This window comes from Aeromicrobium sp. 9AM (assembly GCF_902506105.1).
Classification (GTDB): domain Bacteria; phylum Actinomycetota; class Actinomycetes; order Propionibacteriales; family Nocardioidaceae; genus Aeromicrobium.
Genome location: NZ_LR733303.1, coordinates 308984 through 325575 on the forward strand (window position 1 = coordinate 308984; position 16592 = coordinate 325575).

Genomic DNA, 16592 nt, shown 5'->3' on the forward strand with positions numbered 1-16592 from the left:
GCCCTGACATGTGGATTGAGACATGGCAGCAGTGCCAGAATGCATTTGTCAGACATAGGCAAATGCCACAGGCTGAGTGCATGAGTTCAGTAGCGCCGGACGAGATCGTCCGCAACTTCGTCGCCGGCCGATTCGTCGATCCGGACCCGACCCGTCTTTTCGACGACGTTGATCCAGTCACAGGTCGTGCGGTCGCGAGCGTGCACGAGGCGGATGCATCGCTGGTAGATCGGGCGGTGCGGTCGGCTCGGAATGCTGTCGCCGGCGAGTGGTCCAAGTGGTCAACGCGCGAGCGAGCCGCCCTCCTTCGTCGCGCCGCTCTGCGCATCGAGGAGCGGTTCGAAGAGTTTGTCGAAGCCGAGATCCGCGACACCGGCAAGCCGATCACCCACGCCCGTGAGGTAGACGTCGCTCGGGCCGTAGCGAACCTGAGCACCTTCGCCGACGTGGTGAGCGCAGCGGGTGAGTCATCATTCCGTTCAGAACTGCCTGGCGGTCGGCAGGCGTTGAACTACGTGGTTCGCAAACCTCTGGGTGTGGTCGCCGTCGTGGTGCCATGGAACCTTCCCCTCCTCTTGTTGACGTGGAAGGTGGCGCCAGCTCTCGCGTGCGGCAATGCCGTCGTCGTCAAACCGTCGGAAGAGACCCCCACCACCGCCACGCTGCTGGCGGATGTGTTTCGGGAGGTTGGGCTTCCGGACGGCGTCTACAACGTCGTCCACGGATATGGGCTGGACTCCGCGGGAAGCCATCTTGTCGGGCACTCTGGGGTCGACGGTGTGACGTTTACAGGCTCCACTGCCACCGGCACTCAGGTCATGCGGGCCGCTGCGACCGGTGTCCGGCCGGTGTCGTTCGAGCTCGGCGGCAAGAACGCAGCTGTCGTTTTTGCCGACGCCGATCTCGACGCCACCTTGGATGGTTTGACCCGATCCGTCTTCTCGAACACCGGACAGGTGTGTCTCTGCACCGAGCGGGTCTACGTGCAGCGGTCGGTGTTCGACGACGTCGTCGAAGGGCTCGCGGATCGCGCGGCACGTCTGGTTCTGGGCGATCCACGAGATACCGGCACCACGACCGGACCGTTGATCTCGCGTGCCCACCGCGACAAGGTTCTGGCGTACTTCGCGCTGGCGGAGGCCGCCGGTGCCAGGGCGGTCGTGGGAGGGGGCGTGCCAGACCTTGGCGCGAAGTATGAGGATGGGGCTTGGATCGAACCTACGCTCTGGGTGGGGATGGACAATGACGCGCGCCCCATGCGCGAGGAGATCTTTGGTCCGGTTGCAGGCCTGGTCCCCTTTGACACCGATGCTGAGGCCATCAGCTTGGCCAATGATTCGGAGTACGGCTTAGCAGCATCTGTGTGGACCTCTGACCTTGTGCGGGGACACCAAGTTGCGCAGGCAATGAATGTTGGAATGTCCTGGGTCAATACGTGGTTTCTGCGCGACCTCCGTTCACCCTTCGGCGGCGCGGGCCTGTCCGGCATCGGTCGAGAGGGCGGCGAGTCATCGCTGCACTTCTACACAGAGCCGACGAACGTGTGCGTACAGCTGTGAGCGCGGTCATCGACGAGGCTGCCAACCGACTGCTTCGCGCACATCGTGACCGAGTGCCCTGTGAGCCGGTCCGAGATCTGATCGGCGCTGGCGATCTGGACGCCGCGTATGCGGTGCAGGAGCGTGTGGTGGCACGCCGACGCGATGCCGGAGCCGTGGTCGTGGGTTGCAAGATCGGATTGACTTCCGCCGCGGTTCAGCAGCAGTTCGGCGTCTTCGAACCAGACTTCGGGGTGGTCCTCGATGACATGCTTCACCCGAAAGGGGTCGAGCTGTCGTTGGACGCCTTCCTTCAGCCGAAAGTTGAGGCCGAGATCGCCTTCGTTCTGGGCGAAGATCTGGAATCACCGACCACGTCGATCGCAGATCTTCTCGGGGCAACACGGTTCGTGCTGCCAGCGATCGAGATCGTCGATTCGCGTATTCAGTCCTGGGACGTCACGATCGCGGACACGGTGGCCGACAATGCGTCCAGCGGGGGAGTGGTGCTTGGCACGGTTCCTCACTCACTCGACGGCCTCGACCTGAGTCAGGTGGGCATGGTGCTGGACCTCGACGGCGACGACGTCTCGTACGGATCCGGCGCTGCTTGCATGGGTTCTCCGGTGGTTTCTGCAACCTGGGTGGCGCGTGAGCTCGCCCGGCGCGGCCAGCCGCTCCGACGCGGCGATGTGGTGCTCGCCGGAGCGCTGGGACCCATGGTCGATGTCAGTGGCCCAGGACGGTTCACCGCGCGCTTCAGCGAGCTCGGCGAGGTAGACGTCATTTTCACTCAAGGAGCAGTCCGATGAAGGTTGGGGCAGTAATCGTCGGGTCGGGAAACATTGGAACGGACCTGATGTTCAAGATCGAGCGTCTGTCAGACCGGTTGGTCGTCGCCGCAATGGTAGGCATCGATCAGGCATCGGACGGACTTGCCCGAGCGGCGAAGCGTGGCATTGCGACGACGGCCGGGGGCATCGAGGGGTTGGCGGCGATGCGCGAGCTGACCGACGCGCGGGTGGTCTTTGACGCAACGTCGGCCAAGGCACACGCTGAGAATGCTCGTTTCGCGCGTGACCACGGGCTACTGATGGTGGATCTCACTCCTGCCGCGCTAGGGCCATACGTCGTTCCAACCGTCAACCTCGGTCAGTCCCTCCACTCAGACAACGTCAACATGATCACGTGCGGCGGGCAGGCCACCATTCCGATCGTCGCTGCGGTCTCTCGTGTGATGCCAGTCGCCTACGCTGAGATCGTCGCCTCGATTGCTTCGCGCTCTGCGGGACCCGGGACTCGTGCCAACATCGACGAGTTCACTGAAACGACGAGTCGCGCGATCGAATCGGTCGGGGGCGCCTCGGTTGGCAAGGCGATCATCATCCTCAACCCCGCGGAACCCGCCATCATCATGCGGGACACCGTGTCCTGCCTGGTGGAGCATTCTGCGGGGGGAGATGTTCTCCGTCAAGACGCGATCACCACCTCGATTCACGACATGGTGGCAGGCGTGCAGGAGTTCGTGCCTGGTTACCGGCTCAAGCAGTCACTGCAGTTCGACGACCTCCATGAGGTGTTCGTGCCTGCACTCGGCCGGCATGTCAGCGGAACCATGGTCACCGCATTCCTCGAGGTCTCCGGCGCGGGTCACTACCTTCCTGAGTACGCCGGCAATCTCGACATCATGACCTCCGCTGCGCTCCGGACAGCAGAACGGATGCTCGAACTTCGAGAGGTGGCAGCCCGATGACTTTGTACCTGCAAGACGTCACGCTGCGTGACGGCATGCACGCGATGGGTCATGCGTACACGGTCGAGCAAGTTCGAGCGATTGCCTCTGCGGTCGATCGTGCTGGCGTCGATGCAATCGAGGTGGCGCACGGTGATGGGCTGGGCGGATCCAGCGCGACGTATGGGTTCGGTTCCTGCACTGACGCAGAATGGATCGAGGCAGCGGCGGACGTAGTCCAGCAAGCACGGCTGACCACGCTTCTCATCCCGGGCATCGGGACCATCGAAGATCTCGCGCGGGCGCACCGTCAGGGAGTCACCAGCGTCCGTGTCGCGACGCACTGCACCGAGGCGAATGTTGCCGCGCAGCACATCGACTGGGCCCGTTCACACGACATGGATGTCTCCGGTTTCTTGATGCTCAGCCACATGGCCGAGCCTGAAGAGCTCGCGAAGCAGGCGCTCCTGATGGAGTCTTACGGAGCTCATTGCGTCTACGTGACGGACTCGGGGGGTCGCCTCACCAGCCACGGTGTCACGGACCGTGTCGACGCCTATCGCGAGGTGCTCTCTCCAACCACCCAAGTTGGGATTCATGCGCATGAGAACCTGTCACTCTCGGTCGCCAATAGCATTGCCGCCGTGGAGCACGGGGCTGTCCGCGTCGATGTTGCGCTTGCAGGCCAGGGAGCGGGCGCGGGCAACTGTCCCGCTGAGCCATTCGTTGCCGTAGCCGATTTGCTCGGCTGGCAGCACGGCGCCGACCTTTTTGCCTTGCAGGATGTGGCCGATGATGTCGTTCGACCAGCGAGTCTGCACCCGGTGCGAGTGGATCGAGACACACTGACGCTGGGGTTTGCCGGTGTCTACTCCAGCTTCCTGCTGCACGCTCGGCGGGCGTCGGAGAAGTTCGGGATCGATGTTCGCTCCATCTTGATGGAGGTGGGGCGTCGACAGCTCGTGGGAGGTCAGGAAGACATGATCCCGGATGTCGCATTGGACCTCCTTGCCGCACGAGGTGACCACGCATGATCGAGGCGCTGTTTGAAGCTCGAGAGGCGTCCCGCGTTCTCGACGATGCGCACCTCAGCGGTGCCCCGATCGAGGGCCGCGTCATTCAGTGGGACATCGACTCGGCCTACGAGGTGCAGAGACTCCTCGTGGCCCGCCGCGTCGATCGTGGTGAGACGCCGGTCGGGCTGAAGCTGGGATTCACCAGTCGTGCCAAGATGCGGCAGATGGGAGTGGACGATGTGATCGTCGGCCACCTCACGGATGCCATGGAGGTACCTGACGGTGGCGACCTCAATCTCGAGGGGCTCATCCATCCCCGCGTAGAACCAGAAGTGGCCTTGCGGATCGGCGATGACCTCGATCTTGATGATCCGCGGTGCTCTGTGGAGGCCGCGATCGACGCCGTTGCCCCGGCCATAGAGATCATCGACTCTCGCTATCGGGACTTCCTCTTCAGCCACGGTGACGTCATCGCCGACAACACGTCAGGGGCGGCTTTCGTGACCGGCCGATGGGTGTCGCCTCGCGACCTGAGCAACTTGGCAGTCAGGATGACCGTGGGATCGACCGTGGCAGCGACTGGAACGACCGGGGCCATCCTCGGCGACCCGTGGCGTGGGCTGGCTCTGTTGACGAGCGTCGCTCGGTCGCAAGGGTTTGTGCTGCGGCGGGGCGACATCATCCTCGCCGGGGCTGCGACCGGAGCAGTTCCGCTGGTTGGCGGGTCCGTGACCACCACGATCGCCGGGCTAGGGCGCGTCTCCTTTACCGCCACTGGAACCTCGATGGAGGAGGCTTCATGAAACCTGCATCGATGGGAAGCGTTGTTGTCGAGGGGCTGGCCATCCCGCGCGGATCATTTCCCCACGTGAAGGTTGCGGGCGACCTCGTCTTCGTCTCAGGGACGAGCTCGCGGCGCGCCGACAACACCTTTGCAGGGGTCGAGGTCGACGAGTTCGGAACGACCAATCTCGATATACGTGCTCAGACCCGGGCCGTGATCGACACCATCGAACGCATCCTGGCTGAAGTTGGATCCGACCTCACCGATGTCCTTCAGGTCACTGCGTTCCTGACGTCGATGAACGACTTCGGCGGATTCAATGAGGTTTATGCCGAACGCTTCGACGAGAACGGTCCCACGAGGACCACCGTCGCCGTCCACCAATTGCCGCATCCCCATCTGCTCGTTGAGCTACAAGTCATCGCGAGTCGCCGGAAGTATCAGAATGAAGGAGCATCACTATGACCGCCGCAAACGTCACCGCCCCCATCAACTTCAAGGCCTGGGTCGAGGAGCACGAGCACCTGCTCAAGCCGCCGGTCAACAACTGCGCCATGGCGACCGGCTCAGACTTCATCGTTCAGGTCGTCGGCGGTCCGAACCAGCGAACGGACTTCCATCTCGACCCGTACGAGGAGTGGTTCTATCAGGTCAAGGGGAGCATGCACGTCGACTTGATGACCGCCGAAGGTCCGCGGACGGTCCACATTCGCGAAGGCGAGATGTGGCTGTTGCCCGGAAACCTGCCCCATTCGCCGCAGCGTCCAGAGGCGGGTTCCATTGGGCTGGTCATCGAGCGTGTGCGCCAGGAAGGGACCCTCGAGAAGTTTCAGTGGTACTGCCCCAACTGTTCTCACCTTGTCCACGAAGTGGAGCTTCAGGTTCGCGACATCGTCGAGGACCTCCCGCCAGTCTTCCGTACCTTCTACGAGAGCACCGAGGGTCGGACATGTCAGAACTGCGGGGCCGTGCACCCAGGTAAGGGCTGACGATCAGCGTGGTTGGATCTATCGACGTCCACACTCATTACGTGCCTCGAGGGTGGCCCGACCTGGGTACTGCGGACCACCCCATGCCGAAGCTCCGGATCGATTCAGAGCGCGAAGCGACCATCATGATGGGGTCGCGGGAGTTCAGGACGGTTCAGGACAACGCTTGGAACGCGGACGCGCGGCTTGTGCAGATGGACGCGGACGGAGTTGACATCCAGGTCTTGTCCCCGACGCCGGCCTTCTTCTCCTACGGTCATCCCTCAGAGCAGGCAGCGAAGATTGCCGCCATCTTCAATGACTTGGCGCTTGAGATCTGCGCTTCAGCGCCGGAACGTCTCATCCCGTTTTGTCAGGTGCCGCTGCAGGATGCAGATGCGGCTTGCCGGGAGCTCGAACGCTCGATCGCCAATGGGCACGGCGGGGTGGAGATTGGGAACCACGTCGGTGATCTTGACCTAGATAGTGCCGGCGTTGTGACGTTCCTTCAGCACGCCGCTTCGTTGGGAGTTCCGGTATTCGTGCATCCGTGGGACATGGCGAGCTCTCCTCGTCTGGACCGTTGGATGGCGCAATGGTTGGCTGGGATGCCGTCAGAGACTCATCTGTCCATCCTGGCCATGATCCTCGGAGGCGCCTTCGACAGACTTCCTCCCACATTGCGTATTTGTTTTGCGCATGGGGGAGGCTCCTTTGCCTTCTGGGTCGGCAGGATGGACAATGCTTGGCGCCAACGGCATGACGTCATCGGGACTTCCGAACACCCCCCGTCCCACTATCTTGGGCGGTTCTACACCGACTCAGTGGTGTTCGATCATCGCGCGCTACGCCTGCTGGTGGAAACGGTAGGGCACGATCACGTACTGCTGGGGAGCGACTATCCCTATCCACTGGGAGAGCGCCCTGCCGGACACGTCGTGCGAACCAGCCCAGATCTCACTGCTGAGCAGCGCGAGAAGGTTCTTCGGGGCAACGCAGAGCTGTTCCTAGGTCTCCGGCCACGGTTGAATGCGGCTCAGCCCGTCATGTGAAGTGCTGCGTTTCGGAGCGCCGCGATCATGGCAGTGGAAGCAGGGTTGAGCTGTCTCTCGGCGCTGAGCGTGAGGCCTACGCTATGGCCGATGGGCTCGAGTGAGATTGGCAGTCGGGAGATGCGTGGATCCTCGCGAGCAATGAGTTCAGGCATCACGGCAACATGCTCGGTCTCGAGCATCAGCTGCCGAGCAGTGAGGAATGAGGTCGTCTCGACTCGGTTCCGAGGAACCTCGAAGCCCTGCTCGAGGAAGTACGCCTCGAGCTCTCCCCGGAGTACGGTGTCCGGGCCAGGAAGGATCCACGGAAATGCCGCCAAATCGCCGAGCTCAAGAACGTCCGCGCCAGCAAATGGGTGCTGGGCTCCGACCACCACGCGCACGGATTCCTGATACAAGGGCCGGCGGATCAGGCCCTCGTTCGAGGGTGCGGTCAATCGTCCGACGATGAGATCGATCCGCCCCGCCGCGAGATCAGTCAGCAAGGAGTCAGATGGCCCCTCTTTGACGATCACAGTGAGCAAGGGATGAGCCGATTTCAGCTTTGCTATGGCGCGGGGGATCAGGATATTGGAGCCAGCCAGGTGCGTCCCGATCGACACCTGTCCTCGATCAGCGTCAGCGATCTCAGTCAGATGGCGGGCCGACTGTCGGAGCTGTGCAATCACGGCGCGAGCATGAGCCGTGAAAGCCACGCCAAACTCAGTAGGCGACAAGCCGCGAGCCCCTCGATCAAAAAGGGGGACCCCAAGCACGGCTTCAAGGTCCTGAAGACTTCGAGTGACCACCGGTTGCGTGACGTGGAGAGCCTTGGCAGCGCCGACCACGGAGCCCTGAGTCATCAGAATGTCAACGAGAACAAGGTGCTTCAGCTTGAGCCGGCCGTCGAGCAGCTTTGGTAAGTCCACACCGTGAACAGTAGTCCAACGCATGTCCGCACGCACATGAATCCGGTACGTCTGAGAATAATGTAGACATAGTGGTTCGTCACAAAAATCCCACCTTCGCGGACCCCTATGTCCTCGTTGAGGTCATGCAAGGGCGCGAAGACTCGGTGGCGACTCAGCCAGTGCATACCACCGGCGGTCGTGTTGGCCTACCCGGATGGGATGCTCGAAGGCCGATGACACATTCGCTGTGGTCAGCACATCGTGGATCGGTCCGGCGCTCACGACGCGGCCGTCACTGAGCAGGACCGCGTGCGAGGTGCTGCTAGGCAACTCCTCAAGATGGTGGGTGACCAAGATCGAGGCCAGCTCGGGCTGCGTGTGCTCCAAGTCGGCGATCGTCGTGAGTAGTTGCTCGCGGGCGGCGACATCCAGACCGGTGGTGGGCTCGTCGAGAAGGAGGAGAGACGGCTTGCTCATGAGCGCGCGCGCGACAAGAGCCCGTCCTCGTTCACCTTGGGACAGGTTCGGCCACACATCGTCACTTCTTTTGCTCAGTCCGATCTGGTCGATCAACTTGTCGGCGTGTTCGACTTGCGCGCGCTCGGGGCGCCATCGCAAAAGTGTCTCGATCGTCCCGGTCAGACCCGTCAGGACAACCTCCCGCAAGCTCAAGGGGGACCTGATCGGGTGGCGGGGATCTACATGCCCGATCGAGCGGCGCAGGGTCTGAAGCTCGACGTGCCCCAGACGCCGGCCGAGGATGTCGACCGTCCCCGAGGTCGGATGCGTCACGGCACCACAGAAGCCGAGGATGGTGCTTTTGCCGGCGCCGTTGGGGCCGATCAGTGACCAGTGCTCGCCAGCCCGGACGGCGAAACTAATGGCATCCAGTATCGTCCGGTCGCCGCGTCGAAACGTGACGTTGTCGAGTTGGATAACCGGCGCTGGGTTGGCGCTCCTGTCGTATGCCGTCATGTCAGCGCGTCCTTCATCTCTGCAAGGTGAGATCGGCTCTTGTCAGCCGCTGTGGCGGGATCATGGTCGACAATGGCCGCCACGAGTGCGGCGTGGGCACCCTGGTCATCCCCGTTGGCGTGGCGACTGTGGGGTCGCATGCGAAGGAGTTCGATCATCGCTCGGCGGATTCGGGGAACGAACCCGTCGAATAGCTCCAGGAGAACGTCGTTGTGGGCGGCCGCAACAACGGTGCGGTGCAGCGTCATGTCTGCATCCACGTACTCCTCAGTGGTCTGTCCATCAACCACACGGCGCCCGAGAGCTCGGCGCATTGCGCGAATGTCGGCGGCCGTACGCCGGAGCGCTGCTAGTCCCGCTGCTTCGGTTTCGATAGCGATTCGCCCCTCGATGACTGAGGCGATATCAGCCCGCTTGAGCACGGCGTCCCAGTCCTCGGTGGCGTCGATGGCAGTGACGAACACGCCCGCTCCCTGACGTGGATCGAGCACACCCCTGCCGGCCAGCTCACGGATTGCCTCGCGCACCGTCGACCGGCCCACCCCGAGTTGGGCAGCCAGCGTGGTTTCGCCCGGCAGTTTGTGCCCTAGGGCCCACTCGCCGGCCTTGATGCGTTCGAGCAGTATCTGCGCGGTCTGTGCACCTAATGCGTCCCGCTGGACAGCGCTCGGCATCAAAACTCCTCTGCTTGTCTGAGGTGTCGCTCATTTTCCTAGGACCGTGTCTCAGGCAGAGTACAACTTGTCTACTCCTCAGACAAGTGTGTCAACTTTCGTGGCACGTTTAGCAAGGAGAAAGGCACAAGATGCCAAAGGTTCCCGGACCCAATGCCCCATCCTCTCGGGCCGAGGCGCTGCGCGGTGGACTTCCCGCTGAGATGGGGGTCGGCGCGATCGGCGGCCTCATTGGCGGGCTGTTTGGCGGCGGCAGTGGCGTCTTCTACGTCCCCACCCTGGAAGGCCTCACCACCTTGCAGCGTCCGAGCCTGCATGGAACGGCGACTGCTGCTAACACCGCGGTAGTCGGCGTTGGAGCGCTTACATTCGCGCTAGTCGGTGGTCACCTGGACTGGAACGCAGGCTTGGGCATGCTCGCGGGGGGCACCTTCGGAGGCCTGTTCGGCGCGGCATTGATCTTGAAGGTTTCGCACAGCCTGTTGCGATGGTTGTTCGTGACCGTGTTGCTGCTCTCTGTGGCGAAGTTCGTGCTCGCTACCGCCGGTATCGACCCACTCGATGGAGGTGCCCTAGTTCCAGCAGGTGCGGTGCATAGTTGGGCCTACATCGCGCCACTCTCTGTGATATGCGGAGTCTTGATCGGTGCGTGGTCATCTGCGATTGGGCTCGGCGGGGGGCTACTCGCTGTACCCGTGATGATGGTGCTGTTTGGCTGCGACCTGCACACGGCAGTGGGTACATCGTTGCTGATGTTCTTTCCGAACTCGATTGTCGGCTGGATCATGCACGCTCGCCAAGGAACGGCAGCTCGGCGGTTGAGCCTCACTCTCATCCTCGGAGCAGCCCCCGGTGCGGCAGTAGGAGCGGTCCTGGCCTTGGTGCTGAGCGCACATGCTCTGTCTGCCGCGTACGCGGCGTTCTGTCTGTTCGTTGCCCTACGCGAGCTGGTACGTATGAGCACTCTGCACAGGCGGCCCAACTCGAAGCCAGCGGTGTCGAGCCGCTCTACGCTGAGTCAGCGTGAGTGATCCTGGTCCATTGGTCGACGCCTTTACCTGGGTTTGACGCATCGCACCCTGTAGCGAGGATCTGGACGTCGAGGAGATCGGCCAGACCGACGACCACGGGATCGGGCGACGTGTTGGGCGATCAAGAGTCGATTGCGGCCTACCGTGGGCTGACCGCCCGGTTGACTCCGAGGTTGCTTGGTAGCGACCGCCGCTGTCGGCAACGGCCAGCACGTCGGGTTGCCGGTCGTGGGGTCGTCAGCCGGTTGCCCGTGGATGAGACAAGGATCATCCCCGACGGCGCGGGCTGGGCCGGTGTCCAGGCATCATCGCCCGTCGATGCGAGGAAGGCGGCGGCAGGTCAGCTTCGAACATCGTCGCGAGAGTGGAGAGGTGGGTCTACGCCTACCCGTCCGGTGGAGTTCAGCCCATCGCGTCCGCAGGGCGTTCCTCCGTAGCGTGAACTCATCACACACTCGAACGAAGAAGGACACCATGACCCCTGCCCTTGAAGTCCGCGGAGTGAGCCGCACTTTCGGCGGACCGGCAGCCCCGGTCACGGCGCTAGATGGCATAGATCTGACTCTTTTCAACGGCTCGTTCACGGCTGTGATGGGGCCGTCGGGGTCGGGCAAGAGCACACTTCTCAACAGCGTCGTTGGCTTGGAAGCCGTTGACAGCGGAACTATTCGGATAGGTGGCCGCGAGATAACTGGCATGAACGAGAGGCAACTGGCTGAGTTTCGGCGTGCTCACGTGGGAATGGTGTTTCAAGATTTCCAGCTCATGCCTTACCTGACGGCAGCTGAGAACGTTGGGCTTCCCCTGCGCTTGGCGGGAAGGCGCGTCGACGACGAACGTGTACGCGAGTTGCTAGAGGCAGTAGGTCTCGGTGGCCGCGCGGACCACATGCCGTCAGAACTCTCAGGCGGACAGCAACAGCGCGTATCAATTGCGCGTGCACTTGTCACGGGCCCGGATGTCATTCTTGCCGACGAGCCCACAGGCTCGCTCGACTCCCAGTCAGCCGTTGAGATTCTTGATCTGTTGGTGAGTTGTGTCAACAACTTGGACGCCACGGTAGTCATGGTGACCCACGATCCTGCTGCTGCGGCTCGCGCCGAGGCGGTCGTGTTCCTGGTGGACGGACAAATCGACGGGAGTCTGGTCAACCCCACGGCCGACATTGTTGCGTCTCGACTCGCTCATCTGGGGCGGAGGGTGGCATGACGACCTTGGCACTGCGTTCTCTGCGTCACCGCGCGAGTTCATCGACTGCAGCCTTTGCGTCGATTGCGCTCGGCACTTTCATCATCGGGACGTTCGCGACCCTTATAGAAACTGCAACAGGACAGATGTCCAGTGCGGATCGCCAGACTCTAGTGACGATTGGCGCGGTAGTCGGCAGTTGGGGCGTGCTGATTGTGCTGTTCTCTGTGGCCTCGACGCTCGGGGTTACGGTGCGTCAACGCGAGTCCGAGATCGGGATGCTTCGTTCTATCGGGGCGACTCCGCGGCAAGTGCGTACACTTATTCGCTCGGAGGCGGTGTTCATCGCACTGATCGCTTCGGCTCTGGGCGCAATCTTCGCAGCCGGCGCAGGGCGGGCACTGTTGTCGCTTCTGAAGAGGCGCGATCTGATCGCAACTTCGGTAGCGGGCAAGACGGGGTGGGTCGCATTGTCAATCGTCTTCGTGATCATGATCATCGTGAGTGCCGTGGCTGCATCGGTTGCTGGTCGCAGAGCGACACGGTCGTCGATCAAGTTGCTCGCTCGCAGGGCCGCCAACGATCGCTCCAAGATGCGCTGGTATCGGATCTTGGCCGCGGTCGTCTTCATCATGTACGGCGTCGTGCTCGGCATCGTCACGATCACAGTGACAGCAAAGTCCGACGATCCGTATGCGGCCATGGCGACGTCGGGGTCCAGCTCGATTCTGGTCGGTATTGGATTTGCCTTGCTCAGTCCTGTGCTTTTGGGCACGGTGGCGGGCCTGGCCAGCCCGATCCTCGCCCGCTTCGGGGCGCCTGGCCACCTTGCGCGCTTCAGTGTCGTGCGCCGCAGAAGGATGCTCGCGGGTGTGCTCGGCCCTGTCATCGTGTTGACGGCAACTGCGGTTGGCACTCTGATGCTCGTAGGCATCGATGGCCGTACCCTCGACCGCTCGGCGCTCCAAGACGACACAAGCGGCTCGGTCAATCTGCTCAACAACGTCGTAGTGATCATGATCGCTTTGTTCGCTGCCATCATGGTGATCAACTCGTTCGCCGCCGTTTTCTCCGACCGACGAGAGGAGTTCAGGCGACTCCGATTGATCGGTGGAGATGCAGAACAGCTTTCCAGTTCCGTGATGCTGGAGGCGGTCGTCGTGGCGGGCGTGGGTGTGCTCTATGGTTCAGTCGCGTCGCTGGCGACGATCATTCCGTTCGGTGTGGCGCGCGACGAGGGCGTCATTCCTGATGGCCAGCTAGTGCTTCCACTGCTGGTAATCGTGGGAGTGGTCGGCCTCACTTTCGGGTCTGCCAAGGTCGCATTCATCCGGTTAGGAATGTCTCCCGATAGGCGACATCTCGTTATTGGTGCGCGAGTTTGAGAAGGCTCCTGTCGAATAGATCTGCCCTGCGTGCCGCGGTCAATTCCCTTGCCTCTTCTCAAGATGCTGAGTGGGTTGCGACTTGGCTGGCGTGGCAGCTCGCAGGGGACGTCGACCAAGCCGATCAGCTCTGGGCGGACGCCAACCTGGGATCGGACGTCATGTCAGCTCGCCCGTTCCCTACTTCTGGTTTGCAACCGTCGAAGACCTGTCGACTCGACGGGCGCGGCCTGGATGGCGCCCTGTCATCGCGAGAGTCGCCACCCCCCAGACCACGTATGGTCCGGAGACGGCGACTTGGAGGGGTGTAAGAGCCAGCTCGAGGCGGTCACCGTGCGGGACGACCCAAACGACGCCGGTCCACGTCAGGGCTAGTGTCACGGCAAGGAGCAGCCGGGATCGGTGCCAGGCGTAGACAAGAATGGGGGCGCACCACACCCAATGGTGGCTCCATGAGATGGGAGAAATCAGCAGAGCGGTACAGGCCGTGGCCAAGAGCCCGCCCAGTTCGTCTCCTCGACGTTGTGCGCGAAGTGCGATGCTCATCCCGAGAACCAGCAGGACGAGCACGATGGTCGCGAGGAGGACCAGCTGCCAGCCCTGCAGTTCCCGAGTTTGGAAGGCCCGGACCAGCCAGCCACGGATTGTCTGATTTGAGACGTTTTCAGGTCGCCCCACTCGCCGATCGTCAAACAAATAGCGGGTCCAGAAGTCCCAGGTGTCTCGAGTAGCGACGATGGCGGAGACCACCAGGGTGGCGGTGGTGGTGGCAATGGTGGTCAAGCCAGCTCGACGGCGACCGGTGATCATCAGGTAGATGCCGAAGATGGCGGGGGTGATCTTCAGGCCCGTTGCCAGCCCGATGCCTACGCCGGCCCAGCGGGTGTCGCGGAGTACCGTGAAATCGGCCAGGATCAGGGTGAGCAGGAGCAGGTTAATCTGCCCGAATCCGAGCGTGGCCTGGATCGGTTCGCACCACAAAGCCGCGGCGATGACCATGGCCGTTCCTGCATTCAACCGATGCCCCGAGGCGCCGGTCAGGCGTAGAGAGAGATGGGCGACGGGTATGAGCAGTGCGAGGTTGAAGGCCAAAGACATGGGGCCGAGCATCGACAGAGGCAGGACCGTGGTTGGCACGAACAAGATTGCTGCGAATGGCGGGTAAGTAGCCAGTCCATGCACGCCGGGCAGTGCGCCATAGAGGCCCAAACCTTGGCGCATGGCCATTCCCTCGGCACGATAGACCGCCATGTCGTGGAACGTCGGCGGCGAGGGGATCACTTGAAAGATCAGGTAGCAGACCACTGAGACCGCTGCTATCGACCAGGCGGTCCCCGGGTGGCCCACCACCCGCGCCGAGCAAGGCAGCAAGAACTGCCGGTCTGAGGACTTTTTCACCTAAGCGACGATCCGTCACAAGTGCTTCGGGTGGTTCCACCTCAGGTAGCGTTCCGTTTGGTACCTCGGTACCAAAGGTCGGCACATCGCTTCCTACCGGTGACGACTATCGGTGAGACTGTGGTGGTGCGTATCAAAGGAAGGTCCCTGACCGATCCGGTCAGACTCCGGGCAGGGGCCTGGGTCCTCTGGGCCACCACGCTGGTGGGCGTCCTAATCGTGGTGCGGACGCAGACGTTCTACTACGCCGATCAGTCCCCTTTTAGGGCGACGCTCGCTTCACCTGTTTTCGCCCTCCTCACGTGGAGGATCCCGCGCCTGCGGAGCGAAGCGCTCGCGGCGGGTGCGGCAGTCGTGGCCTTCTGGGCACCGCCCGGCGGCACCTATGTGTGGCCACTCATCGCGGCCTTCTCATTGCTTGCCACGGTGGAAGAGCGCAGGCGAGTGGTCGTGTCGGCGTGGGTGGGGGGTGTCGCCGGCGCAGTCCTAGCCATCATGTTCAACCCCGCCAGCGCGTCTCCAGTCCCATTCCTCGCAGTCGGTCTCGGCGGGGGAGTGGGGTTGCTGATTCGTTACCGGATGCGGGTCACTGAGTTGGTCGAGAGGGCCGATGAGCTTAGCGGACAAGCCCGCTGGCTGGAGCAGCGTGCGGTGATGGCTCGCGAGCTGCACGACGTGATCGGTCACCAAGTGACCGCGATTGTGATCCAGGCCGAGGCCGGACTGGTCACGGACGCTGAGGGCGCGTTGCGGGCGATTGGGGCCCTGGGGCGCACGGCACTGGGCGAGCTAGACAGCATGGTGGACCATCTACGAGACCTGAACACCGACCTGCAAGTGTCCGCACCGCCTCAGCTCTCTGACATCGACGAGTTGCTAGCGGCACCACTCCGGCTGCAAGGGGTCGCGACCACCGTCCATATCAGTGCCGACGTGGAACTGAACGACGTGCAGGCGCTGACGGTCTACCGCATCGTGCAGGAGGCACTCACCAACGTGGCCCGCCACGCGCAAGCGACCGAGTCCTGGGTTGAGGTGGTCCGTCTGGACCGGCACCTGCGGGTGCGGGTCACCGACAACGGCGTCGGGCCACCCTCGACGCTCGACCCTGTGGCCCGTCGCGGCTCGGGATTGATCGGGATCCGAGAGCGAGTGGCTGCGCAGGCTGGGTCATGGGAATTGGCTGGGCGGCTCGGCGGCAGCACTGTCATTGACGTGGTATTGCCCCTGGAACCGCGGCTGTGATTCGAGTAGCGGTCGTTGACGACCAGGTGATGGTCCGGGAGGGCTTCGCCCTGATCTTGGGCGCAAACGACGACATCGAAGTTGTGGTGCAGTCGGCGAACGGCAAAGCCTTTCTTGACTCCGTACGACTCGACCCCCACCTTGATGTCGCTTTGGTCGACATCCGGATGCCAATCATGAACGGTCTGAACGCTACGCGGGCGGTATTGGCGCTGCCTCATGCGCCGGCGGTGATCGTGGTGACGACATTCGAACAAGACGAGTACGTCATCGACGCGATCGCAGCAGGTGCCCGAGGTTTCCTGCTGAAGCGATGCAGCGGCCGCGAACTGGTCGAATCGGTACGACGGGTAGCGGCGGGCCACTCGATCCTTTCCCCGGAAGTGACGGGAGCGGTGCTCGAAAGGGTCCGTGCTGCAGGTCCAGTCACGTTGGTCGACCTGGCGGCGTACTCATTAACTGGCCGTGAATGTGACGTGCTGTCCTTGATAGGGAACGGACGTACGAACGCCGAGATCGCTGACGCTCTCCATCTCTCGATCTCAACCGTCAAAACCTATGTCGGTAACGTCCTCGACAAGACCGGCAGCCGCGACCGAGTCCAGGCCGCCATCTTGGCCATTCGCGCCGGGTGGGCTTGACGGCTCCCGGAGGTAGGCGCGGGCCTGGCCTATTGAAGGAGTGCCAACGAATTCGATCCTGCCAAGTCTCAACAG

At 62.7% G+C, this 16592-nt stretch carries 17 protein-coding genes; 13 read left to right on the plus strand and 4 right to left on the minus strand.

What is annotated here, in order from left to right; translation table 11 throughout:
• Positions 1-80: 80 nt before the first annotated feature.
• The 8 genes from BOSE46_RS01545 to BOSE46_RS01580 are packed head-to-tail and all read left to right on the plus strand — an operon-like array spanning position 81 to position 7090.
• Positions 81-1559, plus strand: a complete 1479-nt coding sequence (locus BOSE46_RS01545) for a 2-hydroxymuconic semialdehyde dehydrogenase (RefSeq protein ID WP_159537609.1) — start codon at positions 81-83, stop codon at positions 1557-1559.
• Entirely contained in the window at positions 1556-2350 is a 795-nt protein-coding gene (locus tag BOSE46_RS01550) for a 2-keto-4-pentenoate hydratase (protein WP_159537611.1), read from the plus strand. The genes BOSE46_RS01545 and BOSE46_RS01550 overlap by 4 nt, the downstream gene beginning before the upstream one ends.
• The gene (locus BOSE46_RS01555; protein WP_159537613.1) at positions 2347-3291 is read left to right on the plus strand and encodes an acetaldehyde dehydrogenase (acetylating); all 945 of its coding nucleotides are present in this window, start codon (positions 2347-2349) and stop codon (positions 3289-3291) included. The genes BOSE46_RS01550 and BOSE46_RS01555 overlap by 4 nt, the downstream gene beginning before the upstream one ends.
• Entirely contained in the window at positions 3288-4304 is a 1017-nt protein-coding gene (gene dmpG, locus BOSE46_RS01560; protein WP_159537615.1) for a 4-hydroxy-2-oxovalerate aldolase, read from the plus strand. The genes BOSE46_RS01555 and dmpG overlap by 4 nt, the downstream gene beginning before the upstream one ends.
• Positions 4301-5089 (plus strand): 2-keto-4-pentenoate hydratase, encoded by a 789-nt coding sequence (locus BOSE46_RS01565; RefSeq protein WP_159537617.1) that lies wholly within the window; start codon positions 4301-4303, stop codon positions 5087-5089. Before dmpG ends, BOSE46_RS01565 begins: the two co-directional genes overlap by 4 nt.
• A complete protein-coding gene (locus tag BOSE46_RS01570) occupies positions 5086-5535 on the plus strand; it encodes a RidA family protein (RefSeq protein ID WP_236551580.1) in 450 nt (149 codons plus the stop codon). Before BOSE46_RS01565 ends, BOSE46_RS01570 begins: the two co-directional genes overlap by 4 nt.
• Complete coding sequence (locus BOSE46_RS01575) at positions 5532-6059, plus strand: 3-hydroxyanthranilate 3,4-dioxygenase (protein ID WP_159537619.1); 528 nt, start codon at positions 5532-5534, stop codon at positions 6057-6059. Before BOSE46_RS01570 ends, BOSE46_RS01575 begins: the two co-directional genes overlap by 4 nt.
• An 8-nt stretch (positions 6060-6067) precedes the next feature.
• The gene (locus BOSE46_RS01580) at positions 6068-7090 is read left to right on the plus strand and encodes an amidohydrolase family protein (protein WP_159537621.1); all 1023 of its coding nucleotides are present in this window, start codon (positions 6068-6070) and stop codon (positions 7088-7090) included.
• On the opposite strand, the gene BOSE46_RS01585 is transcribed toward BOSE46_RS01580, so the two are convergent.
• The 3 genes from BOSE46_RS01585 to BOSE46_RS01595 form a co-directional block, all read right to left on the minus strand.
• The gene (locus tag BOSE46_RS01585; RefSeq protein WP_159537623.1) at positions 7075-7998 is read right to left on the minus strand and encodes a LysR family transcriptional regulator; all 924 of its coding nucleotides are present in this window, start codon (positions 7996-7998) and stop codon (positions 7075-7077) included. The two genes, BOSE46_RS01580 and BOSE46_RS01585, sit on opposite strands and share 16 nt — an antisense overlap.
• Before the next feature lie 123 nt (positions 7999-8121).
• The gene (locus BOSE46_RS01590) at positions 8122-8955 is read right to left on the minus strand and encodes an ABC transporter ATP-binding protein (RefSeq protein WP_159537625.1); all 834 of its coding nucleotides are present in this window, start codon (positions 8953-8955) and stop codon (positions 8122-8124) included.
• Positions 8952-9629 (minus strand): FadR/GntR family transcriptional regulator, encoded by a 678-nt coding sequence (locus tag BOSE46_RS01595; protein WP_159537627.1) that lies wholly within the window; start codon positions 9627-9629, stop codon positions 8952-8954. Before BOSE46_RS01595 ends, BOSE46_RS01590 begins: the two co-directional genes overlap by 4 nt.
• Positions 9630-9760: 131 nt before the next feature.
• Here BOSE46_RS01595 and BOSE46_RS01600 point away from each other — a divergent pair, with 131 nt between their 5' ends.
• The 3 genes from BOSE46_RS01600 to BOSE46_RS01610 all read left to right on the plus strand — a co-directional run bounded on the left by BOSE46_RS01600 (position 9761) and on the right by BOSE46_RS01610 (position 13233).
• Entirely contained in the window at positions 9761-10660 is a 900-nt protein-coding gene (locus tag BOSE46_RS01600) for a sulfite exporter TauE/SafE family protein (protein WP_159537629.1), read from the plus strand.
• A 474-nt stretch (positions 10661-11134) separates the two neighbouring features.
• Positions 11135-11869 carry an ABC transporter ATP-binding protein gene (locus tag BOSE46_RS01605; RefSeq protein WP_159537631.1) on the plus strand — a complete coding sequence of 245 codons (735 nt, stop codon included), beginning with the start codon at positions 11135-11137 and terminating at the stop codon, positions 11867-11869.
• A complete protein-coding gene (locus tag BOSE46_RS01610) occupies positions 11866-13233 on the plus strand; it encodes an ABC transporter permease (protein ID WP_159537633.1) in 1368 nt (455 codons plus the stop codon). Before BOSE46_RS01605 ends, BOSE46_RS01610 begins: the two co-directional genes overlap by 4 nt.
• Before the next feature lie 180 nt (positions 13234-13413).
• On the opposite strand, the gene BOSE46_RS01615 is transcribed toward BOSE46_RS01610, so the two are convergent.
• Positions 13414-14631 (minus strand): glycosyltransferase 87 family protein, encoded by a 1218-nt coding sequence (locus BOSE46_RS01615; protein ID WP_159537635.1) that lies wholly within the window; start codon positions 14629-14631, stop codon positions 13414-13416.
• A gap of 126 nt (positions 14632-14757) precedes the next feature.
• On the opposite strand from BOSE46_RS01615, the gene BOSE46_RS01620 reads away from it, so the two are divergent.
• On the plus strand, positions 14758-15876 hold the full coding sequence (locus BOSE46_RS01620; protein ID WP_159537637.1) for a sensor histidine kinase: 1119 nt from the start codon (positions 14758-14760) through the stop codon (positions 15874-15876).
• On the plus strand, positions 15873-16517 hold the full coding sequence (locus BOSE46_RS01625; protein ID WP_159537639.1) for a response regulator transcription factor: 645 nt from the start codon (positions 15873-15875) through the stop codon (positions 16515-16517). The genes BOSE46_RS01620 and BOSE46_RS01625 overlap by 4 nt, the downstream gene beginning before the upstream one ends.
• The last annotated feature ends 75 nt before the right edge of the window (positions 16518-16592 follow it).